Raw genomic sequence first — 20,672 nt, 5'->3', positions numbered from 1 at the left:
AAGCACGATTCATTTTGCATGACACGACCCATTTGTTGGCTGCCGATTCCGACGTTTGCCCCACCTGCGGGCAAGTGATCCAGCCACCACCGGCCTACGGGTCCAGGACCAGCACCACGCGCAAGGTTGTGCTGGGCGTGTCCGTCTTGCTGCACGTGCTGCTGGCGGCGTATGCCCTGTTGCGCAGCGACAAGATTGAAAAGATCCCGCCGCCGAAGAAGGAAAGTGCGATGGTCTACATCGCGCCGCTGAAAGACAAGCCGCAACCGAAGCCGCAGCCCAAGCCTACGCCGAAACCGAAGGACACGAAAGTGGCCAAGGTAAAACCGCCGCCGGCCCCGAGCAAGCGCGTGGTTACAAAAGACGTGCCGCGTGACAAGCCGAAACTGGAAACATTCACGCCGCCGCTGGTGTCGAAAGTGCCGTTGCCGCCGCCGCCGGCTGAAGACATGAGCTCGATGATCGAGCAGCGCCGCAAGCAGCGCCAGGCGCAAAATCCTGCGCCGCCGGCCGAGGAAAGCGAGAACGACCGTGCCATGCGCGTGGCCAAGGCGAATATCGCCGGCGCGCAGGGACGCAATTCCGGCAGCGACCGCGAGGATTCGGGGGGTGTGTTTTCCATCGTCAACCAGACCTCCTTCAGTGCCGAAGTCAAGTTCAAGGGCTGGAATGGCAACTTCAAGCGCAATTGGCTGAAGCAGGAAAAAGTCGAGCTGGGCAACGAGCCTGATATCGAATCGGCCATTATCAAGAAGATGATCCAGCTGATCCGTGCCGAAAAGCCCGGTGATTTCGTCTGGGAATCGCGACGCCTGGGGCGTAACGTCAACCTCAGCGCCCGCGTGGAAGACACGGCCGAGCTGACTGCCTTCCTGCGCCAGGAATTCTTTTCGGAGAAGCGGCCAGGGCCGGGACGGCGCTAAACGCTCAGCGCAATAAAAAAAGGCTGCACCGTGTGAACGGGCAGCCTTTTTTACACAGCGTTGATGTCGATCAAGCCGGTTTGTCTGATTCTGGCTCGACGTCGTCTTCCATCTCGATCAGTTCAACCATCTGCGCCGCGCCATCTTCGCTGATGCCGGCCAGTTCCATGATCTTGTCATTGGCTTCATCGATGCCGACGCGCTTCAATGCCGAGAACAGTTGCACGGTGAACGGGAAGCCGATGCCGTCTTCATCCACATAACTGTCGAGCTTGGCTTTCGCCTGGCGCAGCGCGTTGACCGATTCATTGCGGTTCAGCTTATCGACTTTCGTCAGGATGCAGTGGATCGGCTTGCCCGTGGGGGCGAACCATTCCAGCATCTGGACGTCGAGGTCGGTGAACGGGCGGCGCGAATCCATGATCAGGACCAGGCCTGCCAATTGCTCGCGGCGCTGCACGTAGTCGCCCAGCAGACGCTGCCAGTGCAATTTGGCCGAGCCCGACACTTCCGCGTAGCCGTAGCCGGGCAAGTCGACCAGCAGGCATTCGATCTCTTCGACGATGGTGGCATCCTTGCGGTGCTGCGCCACGTGGGCGCCGCCGATGGAGAAGTAATTGATGTGCTGGGTACGGCCAGGTGTCTTGGAGGCGAACGCCAAGCCTTTCTGATTACACAAGATGTTGATGGCGGTCGATTTACCGGCATTGGAGCGGCCGGCAAAAGCGATTTCCGGCACCGTGGTATCGGGCAGGTCACGCAATTGGTTGACGGTCGTAAAGAAGCGGGCTTGCCAGAGTTTTGACATGGGAGTAGTAAAGCAACAAAATGGAGCGATAAGGGAGCGATAACGCCAAGAAGCTATTGTACAATAAGGGATTGTTAATTGTTGCCGGCGTAGCAGCGATGCGGCTTGCAGCCCTGAAAATAAATCAAAAATCTCGGGAGCACGGCAATGTCCACCACTAATTTCTCACTGTCTCAGGGTGCCTGAATGAATCGTGCGTTTTCACCGTTTGTCCAATCCATGCTGCTCGCTTTGCTGGCTGTATCGGCAACTGCTTCCGCGGTCGAAGCACCGAAACCGGCCGTCAAGGCCGACGCCGCCAAGGGCGCCACCCTGTACGCCGATGGAGATATGGCGCGCGGCTTGCCTGCCTGCGTGTCCTGCCATGGCGCGGCCGGCAATTCGACCATCACGGTCAACCCGAAGCTGGCCGGCCAGCACGAAAGCTATATTTACAAGCAACTGGTCGACTTCACCACGCCGGAGCGCAATCAGCCCGTCATGACGACCTATGCCAAGATGCTCAGCGACGCTGACAAAAAGAATATCGCCGCCTACCTGGGCGCGCAACTGTCCAAGCCGGGCGCCGCGAAAAACAAGGATACGATTGACCTGGGCAAGAAAATCTACCGTGGTGGCATTGCTTCCAAGCAAGTCGCCGCCTGCGCCAGCTGTCATGGCGCGACGGGCAATGGCATGCCCGTCCAGTATCCGCGCATCGCCGGCCAGCACCAGGATTACACGGTGGCCCAGCTGGCCATGTTCCGCAACACCAAGGCCGACGCCCGCAAAAACAGTGCGCAAATGCACACCATCGCCGCCCGCATGTCGGATGACGAAATCGCCGCCGTGGCCGACTATATCGCCGGCCTGAAGTAAGTTTTCATAGTGGCAAGCGATTGCCAGGCGCACCAGCGCGCATGAACCAGGGCGGCCGTCTCAAACAGGCTGCCCTTTTTCATGGCAGGGACCAAACAGGAGTATGCTGCCGCCTTGCGCGCAGACATATCCTGTGCTCCTTGCCACTTTCCTCAAGATTGCATATCCAGTATGAGTATCAACGTATGAGCACAGGCACGACCGGAATCGAGTTAAAGACCCAACGCCGCAGCCTGGCTGAATTTGTCGAGCTGGTCTCGTCGATGCGCTTTGCCATCAGTTTGCTGACCCTGATCGCCGTCGCTTCCATCATTGGCACCGTGCTCAAGCAGAACGAGCCCATGCCCAATTATGTGAACCAGTTCGGTCCGTTCTGGTTCTCCGTCTTCGACAAGCTGAGTCTGTACTCCGTGTATTCGGCCTGGTGGTTCCTGGTGATCATGGGTTTCCTGGTCGCCTCGACCTCGCTGTGCATCGTGCGCAATGCGCCGAAGATGCTCAAGGATATGCGCAGCTGGCGCGACAATGTGCGCGAGCAATCCTTGCGCAATTTCCATCACAAGATGGAATGGCAGGCGCCGCTGCCGCGCGCCGTGCTGGCGCAGCAGATGGTGATGCGCCTGAAAGACAGCGGCTATGCGGCCAAAGTGGTCGAGAAGGACAATGCCACCCTGGTGGCCGCCAAGCGGGGCGCCGCCAATAAATGGGGTTATATCTTTGCCCACGGCGCCATCGTCATCATCTGCGTGGGCGGCTTGCTCGATTCGGAAATGCCGATCCGCGTACAGCAATGGTTCTTTGGCAAGACGCCGTTTTCCGGCAGCGGCGTGATCGCCGACATTCCTGCCCAGCACCGTTTGAGCCTGTCGAATCCTACTTTCCGCGGCAACACCATGATCCCGGAAGGCTCGTCGAGCAACACGGCCATCATTCCCCAGGCCGATGGCGTGCTGATCCAGGATCTGCCCATCACCATCCTGCTGAAAAAATTCCATATCGATTTCTACAGCACGGGCATGCCCAAGCTGTTTGCCAGCGATGTCGTCATCACCGACCATGTCACGGGTGAAAGTTTCCCAGCAACCATCAAAGTCAACCAGCCGCTGCTGTACAAGGGACTGGCCCTGTACCAGTCCAGCTTTGAAGATGGCGGCAGCAAGCTTAAATTGACGGGTTTTCCCATGACGGGCAAGACGACGAAACGCTTCGATATCGGCGGCGAAGTGGGCGGCAGTACGCCGCTCGAGCGCAGCGATGGCAATTCCTACACGGTGGAATGGTCGGGTTTCCGTCCGTTCAACGTGGAAAACCTCAGCGCCGGCCAGGATGTGCGCGCCGTCAGCAAGGCGGAAAGTTTCAACGATAAATTTGCCGTCGGCCTGGACAAGCGCCTCGGTTCGGCCGCGAAGAGCGCGCATAATAAGGATATCAAGAACGTTGGCCCTTCGGTGCAATACAAATTGCGCGACAAGACGGGCCAGGCGCGCGAGTACCAGAATTACATGCAGCCTGTCACCGTGGACGGCACGACGGTGTTCCTGGCCGGTATGCGCGTCAATCCCAGCGACCCGTTCAGCTATCTGCGCATTCCTGTCGATGACAATTACAGCGTGAACGAGTGGATGCGTTTGCGTGCCGCCCTGCAAGATCCCGCGCTGCGTCAGCAGGCCGCCGCCCGCTATGCGGCCCGCGCCATGCCGCAGGCGGGCGCGCAAGCCCTGCGCGGCCAGTTGCAGGAATCGGCGGCGAAAAGCCTGGGCATCTTTGCCGGCAATGGGCAAGATGGCGGTTTCCTGGCCATTTCGCGTTTCCTGGAGAAAATTCCTGCCGCCGAGCAAGAAAAAGCGGCCGATATCTTCATGAAAATCTTGAATGGCAGTCTGTGGGACTTGTGGCAGGCGGCACGCGCCCAGGATGGCTTGAAAGCCATCGAGGCCGATGACAAGCACGGCCGCTTCCTGCAGCTGGCCACGAATGCGCTGTCCGACAGCGTCTTTTATGGTGCACCCGTGTATCTGCAACTGGACGAGTTCACGGAAATCAAGGCGTCCGTGCTGCAAGTGACGCGTTCGCCGGGCAAGAGCGTGGTGTACCTCGGTTGCCTGTTCCTCGTGATCGGCGTGTTTTCCATGTTTTATATCCGCGAGCGCCGCCTGTGGGTGTGGATCAAGGATGGCGAGGGCGGCAGCGAGGCGCTGATGGCCATGAGCACGCAACGCAAGACGCTGGATTTTGAAAAAGAATTTGAGACTTTGAAGGCAAAGCTGCCGCAATCGGCGTAAGCTGCGCTGTGTCTGGGACGCTTGCGCGTCGCCGGGAATGGAGAAAATATGGAATTGGCAAACAAGCAAATTTATACCCAGGAACCAGGATTTTTCAAGCGCCTGAGCCCGATCGATTGGCTGTATGGCGCCGGCTTGCTGGCCGCGTCCCTGTTCGGCCTGATGCGCTTTGGCGCCTTCATGGATATCTATGAAAAGGCTATCTTGCTGGCAGCGGCGCCCACGTTTGCGTGGCTGGGCTGGCAGTGGAAGCCCGTGCGCTGGCTGATCCCCCTGGCGGCCGTGCTGTCGCTGTTCGCCATCGAACTGTACGCCGGTCATCTGGAAATGGCGAACCAGAAATTCTTCCTGAAATACCTCTTGTCGAGCCAGTCCGCCATCCTGTGGATGGGCACCCTGTTCGTGCTGTCGACGCTGTTCTACTGGATCGGCCTGGTGGCGCGTTCGGAATTCGGTTCCTCGGTCGGCTCCCTGCTGTGCTGGGCCGGCGTGGTGCTGGGCCTGACGGGCATGCTGGTGCGCTGGTACGAGTCTTACCTGATCGGCGCTGACGTGGGCCATATTCCCGTGTCGAACCTGTATGAGGTGTTCATCCTGTTCTCGCTGATCACGGCCATGTTCTACCTGTATTACGAGCAGCATTATGCGACGCGCCAGCTGGGCGCCTTCGTCATGCTGGTCATTTCGGCGGCCGTGGTGTTCCTGATGTGGTACACGGTCACGCGCGACGCGGCCGAAATCCAGCCGCTGGTGCCGGCCCTGCAAAGCTGGTGGATGAAGATCCACGTGCCGGCCAACTTCATCGGCTACGGCACGTTCGCCCTGTCGGCCATGGTGGCGGCGGCGTACCTGCTCAAATCGAGCGGCTACCTGGTCGACCGTCTACCCTCGCTGGAAGTGCTCGACGACGTCATGTACAAGGCCATTTCCGTGGGCTTTGCTTTTTTCACGGTAGCGACCATCCTGGGCGCCTTGTGGGCGGCCGAAGCGTGGGGCGGCTACTGGTCGTGGGACCCGAAAGAAACCTGGGCGCTGATCGTCTGGCTCAACTATGCAGCCTGGCTGCACATGCGATTGATGACTGGCTTGCGCGGCCGTGTTGCCGCCTGGTGGGCGCTGGTGGGCTTGCTGGTGACGACGTTTGCCTTCCTGGGTGTCAACATGTTCCTTTCCGGTCTGCATTCTTACGGCAAACTGTAATTGATTTTTGCATGACAGAAGCGTCATGAACGGCCTGGGAAAATTGGTGTAAGGTATATCATCACCTTTTCCCGGAGCCGCCATGTTGATCAAGCGCAGTCCCAACGGCATCGAATTGCCGTATTCTTCCGAAATCACGCCGCGCGCCGTGTTTGAATCGCGCCGCAGCTTCATCAGGCAAGTGGCGCTGGGCTCCGTGTCCAGCGCGGCCTTGCTGGAAATGGCCAGCCGCGAAGCTTTCGCGCAAGGCACGAATCCCAAGCTGGCTGCCAAGCTCAATCCCGCCTATTCGGCGCTGGAAAAGCAGACGGCTTACAAAGACGCTACCAGCTACAACAATTTCTACGAATTTGGTACGGACAAGAGCGACCCGGCGCAAAACGCGGGTACCCTGCGCACGCGGCCGTGGACGGTCAGTATCGAAGGCGAAGTGAAAAAGCCGATGACGCTCGACCTCGATGCCTTGCTGAAGCTGGCGCCGCTGGAAGAGCGCGTGTACCGGCTGCGCTGCGTGGAAGGCTGGTCGATGGTGATTCCGTGGATTGGTTATTCCTTTTCCGAAATCATCAAGAAGGTCGAGCCGACGGGCAATGCCAAGTATGTGGAATTCATCACCCTGGCCGACAAGAAGCAAATGCCGGGCGTGGGCAGCCGCGTGCTGCAATGGCCCTATACGGAAGGCTTGCGCATCGATGAAGCGAACCATCCCCTGGCACTGCTGACCCTGGGCATGTATGGGGAAACCTTGCCGAACCAGAACGGCGCGCCCGTGCGCATGGTGTTGCCGTGGAAATATGGTTTCAAGTCCGCCAAATCCATCGTCAAGATCCGTTTCGTCAAGGAGCAGCCGCGCACTTCCTGGAACCTGTCGGCCCCGTCCGAATACGGTTTTTACTCGAATGTGAACCCGAACGTCGATCATCCGCGTTGGTCGCAGGCTTCCGAGCGGCGTATCGGCGAAGACGGCTTTCTTACGCGCAAGCGCAAGACCCTGATGTTCAACGGCTACAACGATGTCGCTTCCTTGTACGCGGGCATGGATCTGAAGAAGTTCTTTTAAGGAAAGACCATGGCCCTCAACCCCACGCCGAGACAATTGTCGCTCTTCAAAAGCCTGATCTTTTTGCTGGCGCTGCTGCCGTTTGCGCGCATGGTGTGGCTGACGTACACGGGGCAACTGGTGGAGCCGCTGGAATTCATCACGCGCGGTACGGGCGACTGGACCCTGTATTTTCTGTGCATCAGCCTGGCGGTGACGCCCTTGCGGCGCCTCACGCAATGGAATTGGCTGATCAAGCTGCGGCGGATGCTGGGCCTGTTCGCGTTTTTCTACGCGGCACTGCACTTCACCACCTTCCTGTGGTTCGATCACTTTTTTGATGTGCAGGAAATGTGGAAGGATGTGCTCAAGCGCCCGTTCATCACGGTGGGCTTCATCGCCTTCGTCTTGCTGATTCCGCTGGCCGTGACGAGCACGAATGGCATGGTCAAGCGCCTCGGCGGCAAGCGCTGGCAGTGGCTGCACCGCTTGATCTACGTCATCGCGCCGCTGGGCATTTTGCACTTCTGGTGGATGAAGGCGGGCAAGCACAATTTCGCGCAACCTATCCTGTTTGGCAGTATCGTCGCGCTACTGTTGTTAATACGCGTGGTTTTCGCCTGGAACAAGCGTGTGAAAAGCGCCAGGGCGGCGCATGCCGCCACCCCGGTGCGTTCTGCTTAGGTGGCCGGCACGATCACCGGTGGCGGTGGCACGGGGGCCGGTTCAACCGGGCCTTTGGCGGGCGCGCCCTTGGCCGCAGGCGGCTTGGGCAGGTACAGGGGACCGGGCTGGCCGCAGCCGGCCAGGACGCTAGAAACCACAATGGCGGTGCCGATATAAAACGCTGAGGATGACTTCACGATTAGAATCACGGTTTGATTAAGATCTTTGGAGTGTAGCATGAGCGAATCGGAATTCCTGGCCCTGGCCGAAGCCACCCTGACCCAGATCGCTGCGGCGCTGGACCGCCTGAACGATGAAGACGTGCTCGACGTCGAATGCAGCCGCAGCGGCAATGTGCTGGAAATCGAATTCATCGATAACGGCACGAAAATCATCGTCAACAGCCAGGCTCCCATGCGCGAAATGTGGGTGGCAGCGCGCTCGGGCGGTTTTCATTACAAACGCGTGGGCGACGAGTGGCGCAACACGCGCGACGACTCGGAACTGTTTGCGGCCCTGTCGGCCATGGCCAGCGAGCAGGCGGGCGCGCCCGTGGTCCTGAAATAAGCTTTTCGCCGCGGCAATAAAAAAGGGCAGCCTTTGCAGGCTGCCCTTTTTGCATCAAATGATCTTAAAACAGCTCGTTCTTGACGGCTTCCTTGGCTTTTTCTTCCTCTGGCGTGCCGCGCGCCGCGCCTTCCAGGCTGCCCACCCCGGTGCCTGGCGGATTTTCCGCGTAGTAATACTCGTCGCCCACGCGGATCAGGCCTTCCGGCACGGCGCGTTCCTCGACGGGAATGCTTTTCAGGGCTTTCGCCATGTAACTGATCCAGATCGGCAAGGCCAGGCCGCCGCCCGTTTCCCGGTTGCCCAGGTTGCGCGGCTGGTCGTAGCCGATCCAGGCGATGCCCACCAGCTTGGCCTGATAACCGGCGAACCAGGCATCGATGGAATCGTTGGTGGTGCCCGTCTTGCCGGCCAGGTCAGGGCGCTTCAGAGCCATGGCCTTGTTGGCCGTGCCGAAGCGCACGACGTCGTTGAGCATGCTGTTCATCATGAAGGCATTGCGCTCGTCGATGACGCGGTTGGCTTCCTCTCCCGCCAGGTCCGGCTTGGCTTGCGACAGGATATTGCCGTCGCTATCGGTCACCTTGGCGATCAGATACGGGTTGATCTTGTAGCCGCCATTGGCGAACACGGCGTAGGCGCCTGCCATCTGCAGCGGCGTCACGTTGCCGGCGCCCAGGGCCAGGGTCAGGTACGGCGGGTTCTTGTCCGCGTCAAAACCAAAGCGCGTCGCGTATTCCTGGCCATATTTGGCGCCGATCTTGTGCAGGATGCGGATGGAAATCATGTTTTTCGATTTCATCAAGCCCTTGCGCATGGTCATCGGGCCATCGTATTTGCTGTCGTAGTTCTTCGGTTCCCAGGCCTGACCGCCCGTCTGGCCCGCGTCGAATGAAATCGGTGCATCGTTGATGATGGTGGCCGGCGACAGGCCCCGTTCCAGCGAAGCGGAATAGATGAAGGGCTTGAAGGCCGAACCGGGCTGTCGCCACGCTTGCGTGACGTGGTTGAACTTGTTGCGGTTGTAATCGAAGCCGCCCACCATGGCGCGGATGGCGCCGTCGGTGGTGCTGGCCGAAACGAAGGCCGATTGCACTTCCGGCATCTGCGTCAAGACCCAGCTGTTGTTTTCCTGCATGACGCGGATCACGGCGCCGCGCTTGATGCGGCGGTTCGGTGCCGCTTTTTCCGACAGCCAGGCCGCGCCAAAGGTCAGGCCGGGGCCCGTGATCGTGATTTCCTCGCCGGCCGAAGTGACCGCCTGCAACGCTTTTGGCGACGCCTGCAGCACCATGGCGGCGATGATGTCGTCGCTGTCCGGGTGGTCGGCCAGTTCCGTTTCGATCGCGTCGTCCGCTTCGGCCTTGGTTTTCGGAATCTCGATGTAGGCTTCCGGGCCGCGGTAGCCGTGGCGTTTCTCGTAATCCATTACGCCCTTGCGCAAGGCGATGTAGGCAGCATCCTGGTCGGCCTTGGTGATGGTGGTGTAGACGTTCAGGCCGCGCGTGTAGGTATCTTCCTTGAATTGCTCGTAGACCAGCTGGCGCGCCATTTCCGACACATATTCCGCGTGCACGCCAAAGGCGCTGCTGTCGGTTTTCACTTTCAGCTCTTCATTTTTCGCTTCTTCGTACTGCGCTGGCGTGATGTAGCCCAGCTGCGCCATGCGCTGCAGGATGTATTGCTGGCGCATGCGCGCGCGTTTCGGATTGACGACGGGGTTGTAGGCGGACGGCGCCTTCGGCAAGCCGGCCAGCATGGCCGCTTCGGCCACGGTCAGATCCTGGATATTCTTGCCGAAATAGATTTGCGCGGCCGAGGCGAAGCCGTAGGCGCGCTGTCCCAGATAAATCTGGTTCATATACACTTCAAGGATCTGGTCCTTGCTGAGGTTTTTCTCGATCTTCCAGGCCAGCAAGACTTCATACGCCTTGCGTTTCAGGGTCTGTTCGCTGGACAGGAAGAAGTTGCGCGCCACCTGCTGCGTGATGGTCGAGGCGCCTTGCTTGGCGCCGCCCGTCAGGTTGTGCAGGGCCGCGCGGGTGATGCCCAGGTAATCGACGCCGCCATGTTCATAAAAGCGGTCATCTTCGATCGCCAGCACGGCTTTCTTCATGACATCGGGAATATCCTTGATGTGCACCATGTTGCGCCGTTCTTCACCGAACTCGCCGATCAGCACACTGTCGGACGTGAACACGCGCAGCGGCATTTTCGGCTTGTAATCGGTCAAGGTATCGAGCGCGGGCAGGTTCGGATAGGCCATGGCCAGGCCAAAAACCACCAGCAGGACGCCGACGATGCCCAGGCCCAGCAGCGATACCAGCGCCATCAGCAGAAAACGTTTGGGTTTGCTGCCCTTGGTGGGCGGCTTCGAGCCAGCGGAGCCAGCGGTGTTTGAAGATGTCATGCGTCGTATGTCTTTCGGTTAATTATGCCGGTCAATTATAAGCGAGCTTGCCGGGGTGGCAGCGCGCCGTGGCGCTTGCCGGGGGGAGTATCGAATCTTGTCGATACTCTATATAAACGTGTATTGGCCCGCTGGCAACCAGGATTTGGTAACAATTATTCTGCGCCAGATCATAGCCGGGCCAGATAGGCGCAGCGTGCCGCAGACAGCAGCGTGAAATCCGTTTACAAGCCAGCGCTGCCAGGACTAGGCTTTCGCATGGCAAGAACCCCTCGCCCAGTCACGTTTCTCTATGAAAAACATGTCCATCCGCAGTTTTCTTGGCATCGGCTTGCTGGGCGTCGACCTGGCGGATGATGCTGTGCGCGTGGTCGAGTTGAGACGCCGGCGGGGAAAACTGTCGTGCCGGCATTGCGGCAGTGCCGCACTGGCGGCAGGAGTGATGCTTGAAGGCAATGTCGAAGATTTGCCCGGCCTGGCTGATGCCGTGCGCCAGGCATGGCGCAACAGTGGCAGCGCCTGCACCCGCGTGGCGCTGGCCATGCCGGCCACGGCCTTGATCGCGCATGTGATCCGTCTGCAGGCGGGCTTGCCCGAGGAACAACTGGAAATCCTGGTGGAACTGGAGGCGGCGCAATACATGCCGTTTGCGCTGGAAGACGCCAGCCTGGATTTTTACCAGCTGGGGCCGGCGCCACCGCTTGCCAGCCAGACGCAGCCGGAGATCGAAGTGTTGCTGGTGGCGGCGCGCCGCGCCAGCGTGCAGCGCCGCCTCGATGCGGCTACGGCGGCCGGCTTGACGCCCGTCGTCATGGATAGCGAGGCGCTGGCACGCCAGGCGGCCGTTGCACAAGGGGGATGGCAAGCCTTGCCGAACAACGGACTGGCATTTCAGCTGGCCTGGGGGCTGGCTTTGCACCGGTACGCCCGATGAAGAGCATGACGCAAGTGCCATGCATCAACCTCTTGCCGCATCGCCAGGCAGTGCGGCGCAGGCGTATGCAGATGCTGCTGTGGCAACTGGCCGGTGGGGCGCTGCTGGGCTTGTTGCTGGTGCTGGCGGTGGGCGTCTGGCTGCAACAGCAATTCGACGCGCAGCTGCGCCGCCAGGCGGGCTGGCGCAATGCCATGCAGCAAGTCAATGCCATCCTTGTCACCGGCAAGCGGGTGCAGAACGAGACGGCGGCGCTGGTGCTGCGCCAGCAGGCCATTGCCAGTTTGCAAGAACAACGCAATGCCTGGGTACGCATGCTGGACGCGCTGGCGCGGGTGATGCCGGCCGGTGTGGCCCTGCACAGTGTGCGCCAGGAATCGGCGATGGTGCGCTTGCAAGGACACGCGGTCTCGCAGGAACAGGTGGCGGCATTGCTGCAGGCGCTGGAGCAGGCCGCGCCCTGGTCCCGGCCGGAATTGGTGGAAGTGCGGCTGGAAGTGCGCGGCGCGGTGGAATGGACGATACGGCTGGCGTTGGAAAGCGCTGGGCAATCTTAGTCGTGGAGGTTGATCATGCTGAGCTTGAAGACTGCGTCGCTGTGGCCGCTACCGGTGCGCCTCGCTTGTGCTGCCCTGTCTGGCCTGCTGGTGGCCGCCCTGCTGCACGCCGCCTGGCTGGATGGCATGCTGGCTGCCGTGCAGGCGGCGCAAAGGGAAGAAGGCCGCTTGCGCGCCGAGTATCTGTCGGCGCAGGCCAGGGCCAGCCTGTTGCCGCAGTGGCGTGCGCAGCAGCGCCAGGCTGGCGCCGAGCTGGCTCGCCTGGAACAGCAGTTGCCCGACCAGCAGGCGATGGCGGTGCTGTTGACGGCCATCAACGCCGCAGGCCAGTCGCGCGGTCTGCAATTTTCGCTGTTCAAGCCGGGGGCGGCCCGTCCGCAAGCGCCCTACGTGGTCTTGCCGATCGCCATACAGTTGCGCGGCGGCTATCACGCCATGGGCGCGCTGCTGGCAGACCTGGCGCGCTTGCCGCGCATCGTCACGGTGCATGAGTTGGCCTTGACCCTCGGCAAGGATCGCCTGCTGACGCTCGATGCCGTGCTGCAGGCGTATCGCTTGCCCGACGCGGGGGAGCGGGCGGCGCAAGCGGCTTTGTCGCCCAAGGCAGGCGCGCCTGCAGCCGCACCGGCATGGCGCCCGCTTGCCGCTGTCGCGCCCTCTCCCTACGAAGCCGCCGCCTTGGCCGATCCTTTTGATGCATTGCCGGCCGCCGGCGCGCCGGGTCAACGTGGCAGCGTGGCCGGGCCCGACCCGCAACGTGTGCGCGAAGCGCTGGAGAGCGTCGCCTTGCCGGCTATCAGCATGGTCGGTAGCGTGCAACAGGCCGGGCGCCTGAGCGCGCTGCTGCTGGCGGGCCAGCGCGTGTACCGGGTGGCGGTAGGCCAGTATCTGGGGCCAGACCACGGCCGGGTCACGCGGATCAGCGAACAGGCGCTGCAGTACAAAGAGTTGCTGCCGGACGCGGGTGGCGGGTGGCGCGAACGGCACGGTAGCCTGTCCCTGCAAAAAACGGGTGACGCCAAAGCCGGCGTGCCGGAGGCCGCGCCATGAAGCCGTCAGTGTGGATGTGCTCGATGTGCGCGATATATTGGATCTTGCTGCACGGCGCCGTCCTGGCCGGGGATGCGGTGGTGGTGCAGGTGACGGCGCCGCGCCTGTATGCCGGCGAGAAAATTTCCGTCGATTTCCAGAACGTGGGCGTGCGCGCAGCCCTGCACATTCTGGCCGACGCGTCGGGGCAAAACATCATCGCCAGCGACAGCGTGGCGGGCAACCTGACCCTGCGCCTGCGCGACTTGCCGTGGGACCAGGCGCTCGACGTGCTGCTGCAGGCGAAGGGACTGGACATGCGGCGCAATGGCAACGTGCTGTGGATTGCGCCGCGCGAGGAAATGCTGGCGCGCGAAAAACTGGAGCTCGAAACGCGCGCGCAGATCGCGGAACTCGAACCCTTGCAATCGGCCATCTTCCAGCTCAACTACCAGAAGGCGGAAGCGTTCCGCAGCGTGTTCGGCCTGGACGCGGGCGAGGCGCGCAGCCGCTTGCTGTCGCGCCGTGGCAGCGTGCTGATCGAGCCGCGCACGAACCAGCTGTTCGTGACCGACGTGCCGGCGCGGCTGGAGCAGATCCGTCAGCTGATCGCCAAGACGGATATTCCAACGCGACAAGTGATGATCGAGGCGCGCATCGTCGAAGCGAACGACAGTTTCAGCCGCAACCTGGGCGTGCGCCTGGGTTTTACGGACCAGCGGCAGGCAGCGGGCCAGCTACCCGGTTTTTCCCTGGGCGGCAGCGGACGCCGCGCGGCCATCGGCGGCAGCTACCAGGGTGTGGGCGAGGCGACGGGGCAAACGGTGGCCGGCGCCGGCGCCTTCGTGCCGAACACGCAATTCGTCAACTTGCCGGCCGCCAGCATCAACGGCTTGCCGCCGGCCAGCTTCGCCCTGAGCCTGTTTTCGGCCGCCGCCAACCGTTTTCTGAATCTGGAACTGTCCGCGCTGGAAGCGGACGGCAAGGGCAAGATCATTTCCAGCCCACGCGTGGTAACGGCCGACAAGGTGCTGGCGCTGATCGAGCAGGGCATCGAACTGCCGTACCAGGTGGCCACCAGTAGCGGTGCCACGTCGATCACGTTCCGCAAGGCGAACCTGCGCCTGGAGGTCACGCCACAGATCACGCCGGACGGCAACGTGGTGCTGGAAGTGGACGTCAACAAGGATAGCGTGGGGCAGGAAACGCGTTCCGGTTTCGCCATCGACACCAAGCACGTGCGCACGCAAGTGATGGTAGAAGACGGCGGCACGGTGGTGTTGGGCGGCATTTATCAGCAGTCCGAACGGGGCACGGACAGCAAGGTGCCGATTCTTGGCGACATCCCCTTGCTTGGTGTTTTTTTCCGCAGCACGGGCCGCAGTCAAGAAAAAACGGAACTGATGGTGTTTATTACGCCGAAAATAGTGGCAGATCGGCCAGCAACGCGTTAATGTCACATCTTTACGTTTAAGTAACAATGCAAACGAAAGCGGACTGATGGCGACTATGCGGAATGTATCTTGGGGCAATAATTATTGGAGTCGGGCATTGAATTGGCTGACTGTGTTGGTCTTGAGCACGGTACTAGCCGCTTGCGGTGGCGGTGGCGGCGATCCGACCATCGGTACTCCTGGCGGTACGAACAGCAGCGTTGCCAGCGTCTCGCTCGTGGCCAGCGCCATGACCATTGTTGCATCGGGAGCCGATGGCACGGAAGTCACGCTGACGGTAATTGTCAAAAATGCAAGCAACAATGCCATAAGCGGCCAGACGGTCGCCTTCACTGCCAGTTCTGGTACGATCAGCAATACGACGCGCGTTACGGATGCCAACGGCACCGTGGTTGAAAAGCTCAGCGTAAAAGGCGACGCGACCTTGCGCGACATCACGATTCAGGCCAGCAGCGGCGGCATCGTGTCTGCTCCGGTCGTGGTCAAGGTGGTACCAGTCACGTCCGGTATCGCGACTTTGCTGCTGACTTCCTCCGGTGGCACCCTCGCATCATCAGGCGGTACCGCAGTCAATGTCATCGCGTTTGTCAAGGATGCCAGCAATGCCATCGTGCCGAATGCCAGCGTGACGTTCAGTGCTGATTCCGGTGCGTTGGGCGCGACGGTGGTCAGTACCAATGCGCAAGGGCAGGCCACTGTCAGCCTGAATACGGGAGGCGACGCCAGCCTGCGCACGATCAAGGTCAGTGCCAGTGCCGGCGCGCAAACGGCCAGTACCGACATCGGCGTCAGTGGCACGAAACTGGCCGTCAATGCTTTCTCGTCGATCAACCTGAAAACGAGTACCGACATGGTGGTCAAGCTGGTCGACTCCAGCGGCAATGCGTTGGTGGGCAAGCCGGTGACTTTCAGCGCACAGGTCAATCCGCTGACGGTCAAGGGCGGCGCAGCCAGCACGGCATTGACGGACAATAATGGGCAACTGGTATTGAGCTACAACGCCCAGTCCGGCACCAGCGATACGATCACCATCAAGGGCCAGGGCGACAGCTTGGTCATACCCGTGACGATCAATACTGCCAATTTTACGATCAATGCCGTCTCTGGCGCCAATGTCGCGCTGACAACACTGGCAACGCAGACCTGCTACGCTATCAGCGTGCACAGCGATGTGGCCGGCACGCCGCAAACTGGCACTGTCCGTTTCAGCACGTCGCGCGGCGCGATTTACCAGGATGCAGGCTGCGCCACGCCTTTGCTGGCGCCGCTGGCGCTCGTTGGCGGCAATGCCATTGCCTATGTGCAGGCTTCCGGCGCGGGCCGGACGTCGTTGATTGCCAGAAACGAGGCCATGGGTGTGTCGGTGCAGGCGGACGTGGAATTCGTCGCCCCGCTGACGCCGCAGGCAACCATCACTTTGCAGGCCGACCCGGCGGTGATCGGGGCCAATACGTCAGGCAGCACCTCCCAGCGTAGCTCCCTGCGCGCCGTGGTGCGCGATGGCACGGCGGAAAACAACCTCGTCAAGAATGCCCAGGTCGGCTTTACCATCCAGAGCGATGCCAGCGGTGGTTCCTTGAGTTCGCCGTCTGTGGTCAATACCGATAGCGACGGCATGGCCACGGTCAGCTATGTCGCCGGTCAGGCCAGCACCGGTGTCGATGGCGTAATTGTTCAGGCACAGTTGCAGGGCGTATCGACCAGCAGCGCCACGGCCAAGCTGACAGTGACGAAGAAATCGCTGTTCATCAGCGCCGGCAGCGGAAATGTGCTCGACGGCGCCGACAGCAGCACCTATCGCAAGACCTATACCGTGTTTGTAACGGACGCTGCGGGAAATCCAGTGCCTGACGTGATCATCACTGCTGCGGCCTGGCCCAAGGCGTATTACAAGGGTAATCTGCAGTTTTCCACAGCGGCAACAAACTGGATCGTGGCGCAGCATGTGGAATGCAGGAATGAGGACCAGAATCGCAATGGCATGCTCGACGCGAACGAAGACGAGAATAAAAACGGCTTCCTCGATCCCGGCATCCCGCTCAATCTGTCCACCGGAGGCAAGACCGACAGCAGCGGTACCACTACCGTGACACTGACTTATCCGCGCGACAGGGCCAACTGGCTGAACGTCGAATTGACAATCCGTGGCAACAGTTCCGGGACGGAGGCAACTTATGTCGGTTACACTTTGCTTCCGGGACTGTTCTCGGACTTCAACCGCCAGGATGTTTCTCCACCGGGCGTGAAGAGTCCGTACGGGCAGGCGAATGATTGTAGTGATTCAAAATAACTGTCGCAGCAAATGCAAAATCTGTTTTTAGTAGGCCTCATGGGCGCAGGAAAAACCACGATCGGGCGCATTCTGGCGCGCAAACTGGGCTTGCGCTTTGTCGATTCCGACCACGAAATCGAGGCACGCACGGGAGCGACCATCCCGTGGATCTTTGAAATCGAGGGGGAAGCGAGCTTTCGCCGGCGTGAGGCCGAGGTCATCCGCGACCTGAGCGCCCAGGAAGGCATCGTCATGGCCACCGGCGGCGGCGCCATCCTCAACGCCGACAGCCGCGCCTATCTGAAGGAGCGGGGCACGGTCGTGTACCTGCGTGCCAGCGTCAGCAACATCCTGGCGCGCACCAGCCACGACAAGAACCGCCCCCTGCTGCAGACGGCCGACCCGCGCCGCAAGCTGGAAGAATTGACGTCACAGCGCGAGCCCCATTACATGGAAGTGGCCGACATTGTGATCGACACGGGCCGTCCTAACGTACAATCGATGGTTCAGACCATCCTGATGCAGCTGGCCAGTCTCGAATGCGAGGCTTCGCCCAACTGCGTCATTCATGCAGAGCCTTCGATGAACGAGCAATCCAAAATGTTGTTGAGCGTAGACCTCGACGAACGCAGTTATCCGATCGCCATCGGTCCCGGCTTGCTGGCCGACGCCGATGCGCTGCTGCGCCATATCAGCGGGCACAAGGTGGCCATCGTCACCAATACCACCGTCGCCCCCCTTTACCTGGGCCGCCTGCAGGCGGCGCTGGCCAGCGATGGCCGCGAAGTGATCTGCATCGTCCTGCCGGACGGCGAAGAATATAAAAACTGGGCCAGCCTGATGCAGATCTTCGATGCGCTGCTGGCCAATAAATGCGACCGCAAGACTACCCTGGTGGCGCTGGGCGGCGGCGTGATCGGCGACCTGACCGGCTATGCGGCTGCCAGCTACATGCGCGGCATCGGCTTCGTGCAGGTGCCCACCACCTTGCTGGCGCAGGTCGATTCCTCCGTCGGCGGCAAGACGGGCATCAACCACCCGCTGGGCAAAAACATGATCGGCGCCTTCTACCAGCCGCGTGCCGTGATCGCCGACACCTCGACCCTGGAAACCCTGCCGGCGCGCGAGCTGTCGGCCGGCCTGGCCGAAGTGATCAAGCATGGCGCCATCATCGATGCTGGCTTCTTCGACTGGATCGAGGCGAACATGGCCAAGCTGATGGCACGCGACAAGGGGGCTTTGGCGTATGCGATTGCCCGTTCGTGCGAAATCAAGGCTGACGTGGTGCGCCAGGACGAGCGCGAAGGCGGCTTGCGCGCCATCCTGAATTTCGGCCACACCTTCGGCCACGCCATCGAGGCGGGCCTGGGCTATGGCCATTGGCTGCATGGCGAAGCCGTCGGCTGCGGCATGGTGATGGCGGCCGACCTGTCCTGCCGCATGGGCTATATCGACCAGGCAGCCGTGGAGCGCGTGCGCAAGCTCGTCGCCGCCGCCGGCTTGCCGATCAAGGCGCCGGATCTGGGTGTCGAGCGCTGGCTGGAACTGATGGAAGTGGACAAGAAAAACGAGGGCGGCGCCATCAAGTTCATCCTGTTGAAACCACTGGGTAGCCCGTGCATCACGTCTGCGTCGCATGAACTGGTGCTGGCCACGCTGGCCGCCGGAGTACAGCAAGCATGACCCCCGAAGACTTCCTCGCCCCGTATGCGGCCCATTCTGCACAGGGGCAGGGACGTCGCTTTGCCGAAGCGGCACACGCCTCGCGCAGCCAGTTCCAGCGCGACCGCGACCGCATCATCCATTCCTCGGCCTTCCGCCGTCTTGAATACAAGACCCAGGTTTTCCTCAACCACGAGGGAGACCTGTTCCGCACGCGCCTCACCCACAGCCTGGAAGTGGCGCAGGTGGGACGCTCCATCGCGCGCAACCTGCGCCTGAACGAAGACCTGGTCGAAGCGATCGCGCTGGCGCATGATCTGGGCCACACGCCATTCGGCCACGTGGGCCAGGACGTGCTCAATGAATGCATGCAGGCGCACGGCGGCTTCGAGCACAACCTGCAAAGCCTGCGCGTGGTCGATACCCTGGAAGAGCACTACGGCGCCTTCGACGGCTTGAACCTGATGTTCGAGACGCGCGAAGGTATTTTGAAACACTGCTCGCTGGCGCATGCGCGCGAACTGGGTCCCGTGGCCCAGCGTTTCATCGACCGCACGCAACCGACGCTGGAAGCGCAGCTGACCAACCTGGCCGATGAAATCGCCTACAACAGCCACGATATCGACGACGGCCTGCGTTCCGGTCTGATCACCATCGCCCAGCTGGAAGAGGTGGAATTCTTCGGCCGTTTGTGGCGCGAGGTGCAGCAGGCGTTTCCAGGCCTGTCGGGCCGGCGCGCCATCTACGAAACCCTGCGTCGCCTGATCACGGCGCTGGCCGACGATTTGATCGTCACGTCGACAGGCTTGATAGCTGACGCCGCGCCGCGCGACGTCAGCGAAGTGCGTGCCAGTGCCCCCTTGATCCGTTTTTCGGACGCCATGCGAACGGATGCGACAGAGCTGAAGCGCTTCTTGCGGGCCAATCTGTACCGCCACTACCAGGTCAACCGCATGCGCGTGAAAGCGAGCCGCATCGTGCGCGAACTGTACGACAGCTTCATGGCCGAACCGGCTTTGCTGCCGCCCGACTATCAGCTCAAGGATGGCGACGTCACGCTGCAGGCGCGCAAGATCGCCGACTACATCGCCGGCATGACGGACCGCTACGCGATCCGCGAGCACCGCCGTCTGTATTCGCTCGACGAATTGTAAGCGCATTACCCCCATTCATTCCCTCTGTCAATTGGCATGATCATCTAGGCTCCCGCACTATCACCCCAATAGCCCCGTAGCACCTTCTTTTCTATCATGGCAGCAAGTCAACAAGGGCTTGCCGCCCATAGTCAAGGAGAGTGTCATGATTGAATCGCGCCGTAGTTTCTTGCGCGCCTTGCCAGCCGTCACCATCGGGGCGGCCATCGCGCCGCTGCCCAGCAAGGCTGCAACGAAGGGCGATGGCGGGCAGCGCTGGGCGATGGTGGTCGATGTGCAGAAATGCATCGGCTGCCAGGCATGCACGGTCTCCTGCATCATGGAAAACGCCGTGCCGGAAAACAGCTTCCGCACCGTCGTCTCGACCTATGAAGTGAAGGAAGAGAACCGCTGCGGCACCTACATGCTGCCGCGCCTGTGCAACCACTGCGCCAATCCCCCCTGCATTCCCGTCTGTCCCGTGGGCGCCACCTTCCAGCGCAAGGATGGCGTTGTCGTCGTCGACGGCGACCGCTGCGTGGGCTGCGCCTACTGCGTGCAAGCCTGCCCGTACGACGCACGTTTCATCAACCACGAAACGGGCAAGGCCGACAAATGCACGTTCTGCGCGCACCGCGTCGACGAAGGCCTGCTGCCGGCCTGCGTGGAAACCTGCGTCGGCGGCGCGCGCATCTTCGGCGACCTGAACGACCCGGAAAGCATGGTGCACCAGCTGCTCGCCGAGAACAAGGTGAAAGTGCTGAAACCCGAACAGGGTACCCAGCCCCACGTGTTTTACCTGGGACTGGACACGCGCTTCGCCGGTCACGTCGAGGGCGAAGCGACACTTTGGCAACCGAGCAAACACGGGAAATAAA

17 protein-coding genes and 1 pseudogene are annotated in these 20,672 nt (G+C 61.1%); 15 read left to right on the top strand and 3 right to left on the bottom strand.

The window, feature by feature from the left end:
* Nucleotides 1-14: 14 nt before the first annotated feature.
* Nucleotides 15-923 (top strand): hypothetical protein, encoded by a 909-nt coding sequence (locus tag CSZ94_RS08705; RefSeq protein WP_258000853.1) that lies wholly within the window; start codon nucleotides 15-17, stop codon nucleotides 921-923.
* Nucleotides 924-993: 70 nt separating this feature from the next.
* Here the strand turns inward: CSZ94_RS08705 and yihA are convergent, their stop codons facing one another.
* Nucleotides 994-1,731: a ribosome biogenesis GTP-binding protein YihA/YsxC gene (yihA, locus tag CSZ94_RS08700; RefSeq protein ID WP_102121149.1), complete on the bottom strand. Its 738-nt coding sequence runs from the start codon at nucleotides 1,729-1,731 to the stop codon at nucleotides 994-996.
* 186 nt (nucleotides 1,732-1,917) lie between these two features.
* Between yihA and CSZ94_RS08695 the strand changes: the two genes are divergently transcribed.
* The 5 genes from CSZ94_RS08695 to CSZ94_RS08675 all read left to right on the top strand — a co-directional run bounded on the left by CSZ94_RS08695 (nucleotide 1,918) and on the right by CSZ94_RS08675 (nucleotide 7,794).
* Complete coding sequence (locus CSZ94_RS08695) at nucleotides 1,918-2,589, top strand: c-type cytochrome (protein WP_102121148.1); 672 nt, start codon at nucleotides 1,918-1,920, stop codon at nucleotides 2,587-2,589.
* 185 nt (nucleotides 2,590-2,774) lie between these two features.
* Nucleotides 2,775-4,871, top strand: coding sequence for a cytochrome c biogenesis protein ResB (locus CSZ94_RS08690; protein ID WP_102121147.1), 2,097 nt, complete (start codon nucleotides 2,775-2,777; stop codon nucleotides 4,869-4,871).
* A 48-nt stretch (nucleotides 4,872-4,919) separates the two neighbouring features.
* Nucleotides 4,920-6,071 (top strand): c-type cytochrome biogenesis protein CcsB, encoded by a 1,152-nt coding sequence (ccsB, locus tag CSZ94_RS08685; protein WP_102121146.1) that lies wholly within the window; start codon nucleotides 4,920-4,922, stop codon nucleotides 6,069-6,071.
* 82 nt (nucleotides 6,072-6,153) lie between these two features.
* Nucleotides 6,154-7,131: a protein-methionine-sulfoxide reductase catalytic subunit MsrP gene (msrP, locus tag CSZ94_RS08680; RefSeq protein WP_102121145.1), complete on the top strand. Its 978-nt coding sequence runs from the start codon at nucleotides 6,154-6,156 to the stop codon at nucleotides 7,129-7,131.
* A gap of 9 nt (nucleotides 7,132-7,140) precedes the next feature.
* Nucleotides 7,141-7,794 (top strand): sulfite oxidase heme-binding subunit YedZ, encoded by a 654-nt coding sequence (locus CSZ94_RS08675; protein WP_102121144.1) that lies wholly within the window; start codon nucleotides 7,141-7,143, stop codon nucleotides 7,792-7,794.
* Here the strand turns inward: CSZ94_RS08675 and lptM are convergent.
* The gene (gene lptM, locus CSZ94_RS08670) at nucleotides 7,791-7,973 is read right to left on the bottom strand and encodes an LPS translocon maturation chaperone LptM (RefSeq protein ID WP_034778304.1); all 183 of its coding nucleotides are present in this window, start codon (nucleotides 7,971-7,973) and stop codon (nucleotides 7,791-7,793) included. The two genes, CSZ94_RS08675 and lptM, sit on opposite strands and share 4 nt — an antisense overlap.
* Nucleotides 7,974-8,013: 40 nt before the next feature.
* Between lptM and cyaY the strand changes: the two genes are divergently transcribed.
* Nucleotides 8,014-8,343, top strand: a complete 330-nt coding sequence (gene cyaY, locus CSZ94_RS08665; RefSeq protein WP_102121143.1) for an iron donor protein CyaY — start codon at nucleotides 8,014-8,016, stop codon at nucleotides 8,341-8,343.
* A 64-nt stretch (nucleotides 8,344-8,407) separates the two neighbouring features.
* Here the strand turns inward: cyaY and CSZ94_RS08660 are convergent, their stop codons facing one another.
* On the bottom strand, nucleotides 8,408-10,753 hold the full coding sequence (locus CSZ94_RS08660) for a penicillin-binding protein 1A (RefSeq protein WP_102121142.1): 2,346 nt from the start codon (nucleotides 10,751-10,753) through the stop codon (nucleotides 8,408-8,410).
* Nucleotides 10,754-11,054: 301 nt separating this feature from the next.
* On the opposite strand from CSZ94_RS08660, the gene pilM reads away from it, so the two are divergent.
* From pilM to dsrO, 8 genes and pseudogenes are all read left to right on the top strand, one after another.
* Entirely contained in the window at nucleotides 11,055-11,687 is a 633-nt protein-coding gene (pilM, locus tag CSZ94_RS08655) for a pilus assembly protein PilM (protein WP_180977406.1), read from the top strand.
* A 5-nt stretch (nucleotides 11,688-11,692) separates the two neighbouring features.
* On the top strand, nucleotides 11,693-12,244 hold the full coding sequence (locus CSZ94_RS08650; protein ID WP_180977405.1) for a PilN domain-containing protein: 552 nt from the start codon (nucleotides 11,693-11,695) through the stop codon (nucleotides 12,242-12,244).
* Nucleotides 12,245-12,259: 15 nt separating this feature from the next.
* Entirely contained in the window at nucleotides 12,260-13,294 is a 1,035-nt protein-coding gene (locus tag CSZ94_RS08645) for a pilus assembly protein PilP (RefSeq protein ID WP_146009774.1), read from the top strand.
* Nucleotides 13,295-13,401: 107 nt separating this feature from the next.
* Nucleotides 13,402-14,727, top strand: a pseudogene (locus tag CSZ94_RS08640) (type IV pilus secretin PilQ); the annotation flags it as partial.
* Nucleotides 14,728-14,824: 97 nt separating this feature from the next.
* Complete coding sequence (locus CSZ94_RS08635) at nucleotides 14,825-17,017, top strand: beta strand repeat-containing protein (RefSeq protein WP_258000851.1); 2,193 nt, start codon at nucleotides 14,825-14,827, stop codon at nucleotides 17,015-17,017.
* A gap of 39 nt (nucleotides 17,018-17,056) precedes the next feature.
* A complete protein-coding gene (gene aroKB / locus CSZ94_RS08630) occupies nucleotides 17,057-18,682 on the top strand; it encodes a bifunctional shikimate kinase/3-dehydroquinate synthase AroKB (RefSeq protein ID WP_374703570.1) in 1,626 nt (541 codons plus the stop codon).
* Nucleotides 18,679-19,815 (top strand): deoxyguanosinetriphosphate triphosphohydrolase, encoded by a 1,137-nt coding sequence (locus tag CSZ94_RS08625; RefSeq protein ID WP_102121135.1) that lies wholly within the window; start codon nucleotides 18,679-18,681, stop codon nucleotides 19,813-19,815. Before aroKB ends, CSZ94_RS08625 begins: the two co-directional genes overlap by 4 nt.
* A gap of 145 nt (nucleotides 19,816-19,960) precedes the next feature.
* Entirely contained in the window at nucleotides 19,961-20,671 is a 711-nt protein-coding gene (gene dsrO, locus CSZ94_RS08620) for a sulfate reduction electron transfer complex DsrMKJOP subunit DsrO (RefSeq protein WP_102121134.1), read from the top strand.
* Nucleotide 20,672 lies beyond the last annotated feature (1 nt).

The organism is Janthinobacterium sp. ROICE36 (assembly GCF_002869965.1).
GTDB lineage: Bacteria > Pseudomonadota > Gammaproteobacteria > Burkholderiales > Burkholderiaceae_D > Janthinobacterium.
The sequence above is the reverse complement of the archived record's forward strand: the minus strand, read 5'-3'. Positions and strand labels throughout refer to the sequence as shown.